Consider the following 6562-nt stretch of genomic DNA (forward strand, 5'->3'; position numbering starts at 1 on the left):
CCGTGCTTATGGCGTCTGCATGGCAACCTGCGCTGTCGGCTGGGCCTCTTTGGCGCGCGCTTCGGCGCTGAGGGAGGCCTCGTATTTGTTGTATTTCCACCAGGCGAAGCCGAGGAAGATCACGATCCCGCCGACGTTGTAGAAGATGATGGTCATGATGTCGGCGCCGGTCGGGAAGGTGGAGGCGAGGAAGCCCACCGAGAAGATGGCGATCAGCACCGAGACCACAGCGATGCCGGTGGTACGTGAGCCCATCTTGAAATCCCGTGGCAGGTGGTCGAGCTTCAGGCGCAGATTGAGGTAGGCCAGCATGATGAACAGCGGCGGCAGCATAGAGGCGGCGGCGGTCATGTTGATGACGGTGTTCATCAGATCCTGCGCTGTGTTGGAGCCCAGAGTCGGGATCACCATCAGCGGCAGCACGATGAGGTACTGGATCCAGGCTGCACGGGCAGGCACGCCGTTCTCGTTGAGCTCGACCGTCTTCTTGCCGAAGATGCCGGCCGGGATCTCGGAGAAGAAGATCTTCACCGGGGTCGCCGTCCACATCAGCAGGGAGCCGAACATGGCGGTGAAGGAGACCAGCCCGACGAAGCGGTTCATCAGGATCTCCGGCAGGCCGAAGTAGGCCGCCAGCCCTTCAAATACCTGCACCGAGCCGCCGGTATATTTCAGGGTCCCGCTCGGTACGAACACGTTGATCAACAACGACGCGATGGAGTAGAGCACCCCGATAAAGATCCCGGCGATGATGATCACCTTCACGAAGGACTTGGAGCCGCCCTTCACGTCATTGACGTAGACCGCCACCGACTCGGCGCCACCGGCTGCCATAAAGATCCAGGTGGTGATGCCGAGGAAGGCCCAGCTGAAATCGGGGATCATCGCCTCTACAGTGATGGGGTCAGCCGGTTGCACGCCGCCCACCAGTGCCGCACCCGCCAGCAGAATGTAGGAGAGGGTCAGCAGCAGCATCAGGGACGAGGTCACCGAGGTGATGGGGCCGAGCATCTTGGCGCCGTTGGTGGAGACGTAGGTGGCAAAGGCGAACAGCACCATGCTCAAGGCCGTGGTCGCCACCGGGGTGAGAATGTACTCGTAGCCGAGAAAGGCATAGGAGGCGTAGGCGATAACCCGCGGCAGCAGCGAGGTGAAGAAGAAGAGGTTCACGAACCAGTAGGTGTAGGCGGAGATAAAGGCCCAGCGCCCGCCGAGGGAGCTCTTCACCCAGGCATACACCCCCGCTTCGGAGTTTTTGTTCAGTGACACAAATTCCGCAATGATCAGACAAAACGGAATGAAGTAGAAAATGGTGGCCAGAAAGAACATCGGGGCGGAGGCCAGACCAATCTCGATGTTGTTGTTGATGACGTTGTTGAAGCTGAATACCGCCGCGAAGGTGAGCGACAGCAGACCAAACTTGCCTATCGTATTCCGTTTGGAATCAGACATGGTGCATCTCCAGACCTGTAGTTATTGCAGCGAAAGAGCGGGGCATGATTTGTAGGGTGAGCCCCACCCTTCCGGCTTTTGTCAGTGCAGAACCGGCGGCTTGTTATTTGTTCTTGAAGTAGCCGCCTTCGACGGTGACCTTGATGATCACCTTGCGCACCGGCGCATCGCCGACAAACCGGTAAGCCTCGTCGTTCTCGAAGATCACTACCTGCCCGTTACCCACCTGCTGGCGCTCACGCACCTCACCAGCCAGCCACTCGCGGTCTGTGGTGTCGTCATAGGCCTGCTCGACCGCCAGCTCCGATTTGGGGGCCCACTCCACCGTCTCTGCTCCTTCCAGGTAGTAGTGGACGTCGAAGTAGCGGCGCTGCCCCTCGAACAAAGAGGCGGCCGGGCTGGCCCCCTCCTGCAAGCGATAGGTGAGGGAGTCACCGATGGAGTGGCAGATGCCGGGCTTGAGGTTTGGCAGGTTGTTGATGGCCTCCACGCAGCGGCCCCACTTCTTGCCCTCCCGGTAGATGTTTTTGAACAGGGTCAGGTTGTCCAGGGTGATCATGCGAGGTTCCTCCCGCCGTTGATGGTGAGGTCGAGCCCGGCCAGCGCAGCCGGATTGAGGTTGCCACGGGCGATGGGCAGCAGGGTCAGGCCGAAGCTGAACGGCTCGAAGCGCACCCGCCAGGAGTCCAGCACCTCGGAGCCCCAGGAGTTGGAGCCGAGCCCCAGTACCTTGTGATCCAGATTGAGGGTGAGATAACCACAGGGCTCCAGCTCGTTGATGTGCTGCGCCGCGTGGATATGCTCCCAGCTGTAGGGCCAGACGCTCAGGTTGATGGGGGCATCAGGTCGCACGTAGAGACCGGCGCCGTGGCGGTTGGTCAGGGTCGCCCAGCGCACCTGCTGGCGGTTGCCGTTGTCCTGCGGGAAGGGGTAGTGCTCCCACATCTCGCTGACTGTGCTCTGGAAGCTGTCGATCCAGTTGCTCTGGCGGCTGTCCTGATAGTTTTCGCCCGGCCCCATGCCGTAGTAGTGCACCCGGTCGAGATCCTGACGAATGCCCAGCTCGAAGCCGATCTTGGGGATGATGTCGTCATAACCGCCGTAGGGCTGACCGGAGAGTGCCACGTGCAGCTGACCGTTCGGGCTCAGGGTGTAGACGTAGCGGCAGCGCATGCCGAAGTCGAACACCGGCGGCGCGATCAGGCTCTCTACCGTCACCTCGACCGCCTCACCCAGCTGACGCCAACTCAGAGTGCGGAAGTGCTCCTGCATGATCTGCAGGTGGTTCGGGTGCCACAGGCTCTCGTACTCCTGCTTGTGGTTGTCGATCATCGGCTTGAAGAAGGTGAGGCGCGGCGCCCGCTCAATCAGCTCGATACCATCCTGCTGCCAGCTCACCAGCTTGCCGTCGAGGCGCGAGAAGCGCAGGACAAAGCCGCTGCCACTTAAGACAAGTGCGAGGCGTTCATCGGCAATCTGCAGTGCAGTAGCGTTGGGATTGGCAAAGGGTCGCAGCTGGCGAGTCGATGCCTTCAGTTGGAACTGGTACTGGCCCAGCTCGTGCTCCGCCGCACTGTAACGGGTGGCGGTGGCCTTGATGACCCGCAGCTGGACGAAGGTTTCCCGCCCATCGAGGGATGGCAGTTCGAGTTGCAACTCGGTGATGGCACCGGGAGCCACCCCTTCCAGCCGGATTTGCTGGCTGGCCAGCAGCTCGCCTTCGGCCTTCACCTCGACCAGCAGACGGATGTCGTCGAGAGTGGAGAACCAGTAGCGGTTTTCCACCGCCAGCTTGCCGCTCGCCAGATCCAGAGCGCGCACCTTGACCGGGCAGATCACCTGCTTGTATTCGCGCAGGCCCGGCCCCGGGGTCTGATCCGGATAGATGAGGCCATCCATGCAGAAGTTGTAGTTGTTGGGATAGTCGCCATAGTCGCCACCGTACTTGTAGACGGGGCGGCCCTGCTCGTCCTGATCCAGAATGCCGTGATCGCACCACTCCCAGATGTAGTGGCCCTGAATGTGGGGATGGCGGTCGAACACCTGCTGATATTCGCTAAGACCGCCCGGGCCGTTGCCCATGGCGTGGGCGTATTCGCAGAGGATGCGCGGCTTGGCCATCGGGAACTCGCCGAAGCAGTTCATCTGGGAGACGCGGGAATACATGGTGCTCACCACATCCACTACCTCGGCATCGCGATCCTCTTCGTAGTGCACCAGCCGGGTCGGGTCGATCGCCTTGCAGCGCTGGTACATGGCTCTGATGTTGCAGCCGTAACCGGACTCGTTGCCGAGCGACCAGATGATGATGGAGGGGTGGTTCTTCTGGGCGTGCACGTGGCGCTCGATGCGATCCACGAACACCGGCTCCCAGAAGGGGTCATCGGTGATGCGGCTGAGATCGCCGACGTTGGCAAAACCGTGGGTCTCCACGTCGGTCTCCGCCATCACGAACAGACCGTACTGGTCACACAGCTCGTAGAAACGCGGGTCGTTCGGATAGTGGGCAGTGCGCACCGAGTTGAGGTTGTGCTGCTTCATCAGCACGATATCGCGCTCCACCCGATCCATGCCGACCGCGCGGCTCTTGAGGTGGTCGTTGTCGTGGCGGTTCACCCCGTGCAGCTTGAGGTAGTGGCCGTTGACGTAGAAGAGGCCATCCTTGACCTTGATCTCACGCACCCCGACCCGCTGCGGGATCACTTCCAGCAGCTCGCCCTGACCGTTGTAGAGGGAGAGTTGCAGCTGATAGAGGTACGGATCTTCGGCGCTCCACAGATGGGGGCTGGCCAGATCCAGCGTGAAGCGGCAATCACACTTGCCGTCGATGGCGAGATGATCGAGCAAACCGCTGGCGAGCTCGTTGCCCTGATCCAGGAGCGACCAGACCAGACGGTGATCACGGACGGGCGTCCCCAGATTTTCCAGCTGGATATCACAGCTCAGGGTGGCACTTTGATTGTCATCGGCCAGCGCGGTGCGGATGAAGAAGTCCTGCACATGGGCGGCCGGTTTGCCCACCAGATAGACGTCGCGGAAGATCCCCGCCATCCACCACATGTCCTGATCTTCGATATAGGTGGAGTCAGCCCACTGCATCACCCTTACCGACAGCAGGTTCTCGCCGATGTTGGCGTAGGCACTGATATCGAACTCGGCGGTGAGACGGCTCCCCTTGCTGAAACCGACGTAGTGGCCGTTCACATAGACCTCGAAGTAGGTCTCCACCCCATCAAACTTGATGATCACCTGCTCGCCGTCCCAGGCCGGGCTCAGCGTGAAGCTGCGCTGATAGGCGCCGGTGGGGTTGTTGGTCGGCACGAAGGGCACGTCGATGGGGAAGGGAAAACCTTCGTCGGTGTACTGCAGCTGACCATGTCCTTCCATCTGCCACATGTTGGGCACGGTGATCTGGCCCCACTCGCTCATGGGGCTGTGATAGAAGGCCTCCGGCACCTGCAGGGGGTGGTCAAAGTAGTGGAACTGCCACTGGCCGCCAAGGCTCAGAAAACGACGGCTCAGCTCGCGCTGCATGGTTGCCGCCAGCGCGTGGTCGGCATAAGAGAAGAAGTAGGCGCGCGGAGCCAGCCTGTTTTCACCAACGAATTGGACGTTTTCCCAGTTATTCACATGTCCTCCCGGAACAAGGCAACGTTAACTGGGTAAACTCTAGATAAACATTTACTAAATATCAGCTTTGGATTGGTAAAGTTTTAACCTGATCACAATGAACAGATGGTTTTGTGAGCGAGATCAGAAGCGGGAGATAAAGGAGGGCAAGATATGGAGGAGTGGCATGGATGTTGATGACAGTTGGCTGACTAGCAATAAAATCAACTATAAAACAATATGATATGAAGTTGTTGGATGATATGGGAAAGAGGTTTGCTTGGGAGATGTGTCGCACCACCGCAAGATGGTGCGACTAAAAAGCAGAATATTTTACTAAAATCAGCGAGTGGTGCCGCGCAGGGTCAACTTGCTCGGTACCAGCACCCGAAGGGGAATATCCCGCTCGTCTCGCAGCCGCTCAACCAGCAGATTGACCCCCTGGGAGCCCATCAACTCGGAGTGGATCCGCACCGTAGAGAGCGGCGGGAAGGTGAACTTGGCGGTCGGGATATCGTTGACGCTGATAAGCTCGATCTGCTGGGGAATCGCCAGTCCCTTCTCATGAATGGCACGCAGCACGCCAATGGCGATGGAGTCGGAGGCGACAAAGAGCGCTTTGGGCCAGTCACCCGCCAGCATCTCCTTCGCCAACTGGTAGCCGGAGGCGCTGGAGAAATCCCCACGATAGAGATCGTTCTCCTGCACCACCCCCAACCGCTGGCCATAATCCCGGAAGGCCAGTTCACGCAGATCCGGATTCTCATCCTGGCCACCGATATAACCGATGCGCTGGTGTCCCTGAGCGATAAAATAATCCACCACTTGCTGGCTGATCAGGGCGAGATCCACATCGACCGAGTCGAACTCTCCCTGTGAACGGCAGTCGACAAACACCAGCTGGCTGGAACAAGCCCTTAGCTGGACGAGACGTTCGGCTGTGAGTGTGCCGACCACCAGAATGCCATCCACGGCGCTCAGTTCGCGCCCTTCACCGCAGTTGTAGAGATGAGTCAGTTCGATATTGAGGCGGGCACTTTGGGTCTCGATGCCATAACGGATAGCGAGATAGTAAGGGTCGTTGACCTCGGTACTCTGGGGATAGGCATAGACCACCAGAAAGTGCAGCTTGCTCTTATGTACCCCCTTGCGGGCGCTGCTGGTCTTGTACTCCAGCCGTTCGGCAATCTCGAAGATCCGCTGCTTGGTCTCTTCCTTGACGCTCAGGCTGGGATCCTCGTTCAGTACCCGGGATACCGTGGCGAGAGAAACCCCCGCTTCCTGTGCAATTTCCTTCAACGTAGCCATCAATACCTCGCTGGCAGCATCACGTGTTAATCGGCAACGGCTAAAGAGTAACGGGCAATCCCTTGATAGCCCAGCACTTTTACTAAAATGCCGGCGGCATGGCAGATTTTTGGAAGTCAGAAATGCAAAAAGGCCTCCCGAATGGGAGGCCTCTTCTAAGTAGGTGCCTGACAGTGTCCTACTCTCGCATGGC

At 59.2% G+C, this 6562-nt stretch carries 4 protein-coding genes; all 4 read right to left on the minus strand.

The window, feature by feature from the left end:
- Window positions 1-6 precede the first annotated feature (6 nt).
- The 4 genes from AACR14_RS10965 to ebgR all read right to left on the minus strand — a co-directional run bounded on the left by AACR14_RS10965 (window position 7) and on the right by ebgR (window position 6369).
- Window positions 7-1452: an amino acid permease gene (locus AACR14_RS10965; protein WP_019446207.1), complete on the minus strand. Its 1446-nt coding sequence runs from the start codon at window positions 1450-1452 to the stop codon at window positions 7-9.
- A 103-nt stretch (window positions 1453-1555) separates the two neighbouring features.
- A complete protein-coding gene (locus AACR14_RS10970; protein WP_019446208.1) occupies window positions 1556-2011 on the minus strand; it encodes a beta-galactosidase subunit beta in 456 nt (151 codons plus the stop codon).
- Window positions 2008-5082, minus strand: coding sequence for a beta-galactosidase subunit alpha (gene ebgA / locus AACR14_RS10975; RefSeq protein ID WP_019446209.1), 3075 nt, complete (start codon window positions 5080-5082; stop codon window positions 2008-2010). The genes AACR14_RS10970 and ebgA overlap by 4 nt, the downstream gene beginning before the upstream one ends.
- Window positions 5083-5403: 321 nt before the next feature.
- Window positions 5404-6369, minus strand: coding sequence for a transcriptional regulator EbgR (gene ebgR, locus AACR14_RS10980; RefSeq protein ID WP_019446210.1), 966 nt, complete (start codon window positions 6367-6369; stop codon window positions 5404-5406).
- Window positions 6370-6562 lie beyond the last annotated feature (193 nt).

It is taken from the genome of Aeromonas sp. 159, from assembly GCF_963862045.1.
Classification (GTDB): domain Bacteria; phylum Pseudomonadota; class Gammaproteobacteria; order Enterobacterales; family Aeromonadaceae; genus Aeromonas; species Aeromonas veronii.